This window comes from Streptomyces fuscichromogenes (assembly GCF_014645815.1).
Taxonomy (GTDB): domain Bacteria; phylum Actinomycetota; class Actinomycetes; order Streptomycetales; family Streptomycetaceae; genus Streptomyces; species Streptomyces fuscichromogenes.
Map to the genome: position 1 here is coordinate 1 of NZ_BMML01000111.1, position 1,138 is coordinate 1,138.

Here is a 1,138-nt window from a genome sequence, read left to right on the forward strand (position 1 = left end):
CCACACCCACATCTACCGCCGGGCCCGGGTCCGCAGCCACGCCCACACCCGCGCCCGCATCTACCACCGGGTCAGGGTCCGGTACGAACAGGGTTGCCCGGACCGGCACTTGGGCCGACAGATCGAACGCGTACGACGCCGCTTCCTCCACCCGCGCCGCCAGATCCGCGGAAGCAACCCGCACCACCGACAGCACCTCAGCCGGAAGATCCTCCACAGCCAGCACAACCTGCCGAGGCCGGCCATCCACCGACGCGAACACCGTCCGCAACACCTCATGACGCACCAGTACATCCCGCACTGCACTGCGCAGCGCCGGGATATTCACCTCACCGTCGAGCCGCACAGCAGACGAAACGTTGTAGGTGGGGCTGGGGCCCTCCAGCTGGCCGATGAACCACAGGCGTTGCTGTGCGAACGACAACGGCACCACCGCCGGCCGCGCCACCGCCACCACCGCCGGCCGCACAGCCCCGGCAACATCCAACCGCGCCGCGATCCCCGCCACCGTCGGAGCCTCGAACACCGCACTCACCGAAAGCTCGGCGTTCAGCACCTTCCTGATCCGGCTCACCAGCCGCAACACCAGCAGGGAATGACCACCCAGATCGAAGAAACTGTCCTCCGCCCCGACCGCGTCCACCCCCAGGACTTCGGCGAAGACCTGGCACAGGATCTCCTCCCGCACCGTCACCGGACCACGACCCCCACCCGCAGCCCCGCCGGAGAGATACTCCGGTTCCGGCAGCGCCCGCCGGTCCAGCTTGCCGTTGACCGTCAACGGCAGCGTCTCCAGCACCACCACCGCCGAGGGCACCATGTAGGCCGGCAGTCGCAGGGCGGCATGCTCGCGCACCACCCGGTCCAGACCGGCCACCGCCTCCCAAGCCGACGCCGCACCTGGCGCCGGTGCCACGTCTGGTGCCGGTGTCACATAGGCGACCAGCCGCTTGTCACCCGCAGTGTCCTCGCGGACCACGACGGCCGCCTGCGCCACGCCCGGATGCGCGTTCACACAAGCCTCGATCTCACCGGGTTCGATGCGGAACCCGCGGATCTTCACCTGGTCATCGGCCCGGCCCACGAACTCCAGCAGTCCCCCGGCCGTCCAGCGCACCACATCGCCCGATCGGTACAT

The 1,138-nt window shown here is 69.4% G+C and carries 1 protein-coding gene; it reads right to left on the minus strand.

Translation table 11 applies throughout. The features are described 5' to 3' along the window. Positions 1–1,138, minus strand: a 1,138-nt coding sequence (locus IEZ11_RS50410) for a condensation domain-containing protein (protein WP_229714016.1), incomplete at both ends; no start/stop codon positions are given.